The following is a 1243-nucleotide window of genomic DNA, read 5'->3' on the forward strand; positions in this document are numbered from 1 at the left end:
AGCCGGGTCTCGGGTGCCGTGGTCACGAGTTCAAGGACCCGGTTCCAGCGCTCGGCGAGCGCCTCCACCGAACCGGCATCGAACAGGTCCACCGCGCCGGTCACCGACCCACGCAACCCGGCCGGAGAGCCGTCCTCGTCGAAGGCCTCCCCGATCATCACGTCCACATCGCACTTCACCGACACCGACACCGCCGCCGACACACCACTCGCCGACCGCGACCGAACCCCCGGCATCTCCAACCCCGCCCGCTCCACGTTCTGCAGGGTCAAAACCACCTGCGCCAACGGATGCCGAGACAGCGAACGCTCCGGAGCCAACTCCTCCACCAGCCGCTCGAACGGCACATCCTGATGCGCCAGAGCGCCCAGGCTCGCCTCCCGCACCCGCGCCAGCACCTCACGGAACTCCGGATCACCCGACAGATCCGTCCGGATCACCAGCGTGTCCACGAAGAACCCGACGAGGTCGTCGAGCGCTTCGTCGGAGCGGCCCGCCACACCACTGGCGACCGGGATGTCCGACCCCGCGCCCAGGCGGGAGAGGGTGACCGCCAGCGATGCCTGAAGGACCATGAACACGGTCACACCCTCGGCGCGTGCCAGTCCCAGCAGACGCCGATGCACCTCCGCCGACACCCGCAACGGCACCGAGTGACCGCGGTGACTGGCCACTGCCGGACGCGGCCGATCCGCGGGCAACGCCAACTCCTCCGGAGCACCCGCCAACGCCTGCCGCCAGTACTCCACCTGACGTGAAAGGAGGCTCTCCGGATCGGACTCCGCCCCCAGCAACTCCCGTTGCCACAAGGCGTAGTCGGCGTACTGCACCGGCAACGGCTCCCACGACGGCGCCTCGCCACGCAGCCGCGCCGCGTACGCCGTCGACAGATCCCGCGCCAACGGAGCAGTCGACCACCCATCACCGGCAATGTGGTGCATCACCACCACCAGCACCTGCTCCTCCGGACCCGCCTCGAACAACCACGCCCGAATCGGCACCTCCGCCGCCAGATCGAACGCGTACCCCGCAGCCCGGCCCACGGCCTCAGCCAAACCGTCGGCCCCGACCTGGCTCACCGGGATGGACCACGCCAACTCATCCGGTTCGAGGATCTGTTGGTACGGCTCGCCGTCCACTGCCGGGAACACTGTGCGCAGCGATTCGTGCCGCCCGATCACATCGCGGAACGCCTGCTCCAACACCGCGACATCGACGCCACTGATCCGCAACGGCACCGGAA

1 protein-coding gene is annotated in these 1243 nt (G+C 69.1%); it reads right to left on the bottom strand.

Going from position 1 to position 1243, the window contains the following annotated elements:
* On the bottom strand, positions 1-1243 hold a 1243-nt coding region (locus tag ACWD2L_RS41015), incomplete at both ends, for a condensation domain-containing protein (RefSeq protein ID WP_351346138.1).

It is taken from the genome of Streptomyces sp. NPDC002754, from assembly GCF_053592315.1.